Annotated in this window: 1 protein-coding gene; it reads left to right on the forward strand. The window is 59.5% G+C overall.

Annotated features, from left to right (window positions below; all coding sequences use genetic code 11):
- The coding region (locus AC0L2M_RS34660) for a zinc-binding dehydrogenase (RefSeq protein ID WP_473537278.1) at window positions 1–336 on the forward strand (336 nt) is incomplete at both ends.

Here is a 336-nt window from a genome sequence, read left to right on the forward strand (position 1 = left end):
CGCGATCTGGGGCTGTGGCCCGGTGGGGCAGATGGCAATCCGCAGCGCCATTCTTCTCGGTGCCAAGCAGGTCGTGGGCATAGATTGCCTGCCCGAACGCCTTTCCATGGCCGGAGCGGGCGGCGCGGTCACCATCAACTTCCTGGAGGAGAGCGTTGTTGAAAGGCTGAACGAGCTTACAGGCAGCAAGGGGCCAGATAAATGCATCGACGCCATCGGGATGGAAAGTCACGTGTCTTTTCGTCAACCAGACACCGTCTATGACCGCGCGAAGCAGATGATGCTGATGGAGAGCGATCGGCCCCACGTGCTGCGTGAAATGATCTATGTCTGCAG

This window comes from Mesorhizobium sp. WSM4806, assembly GCF_055811635.1.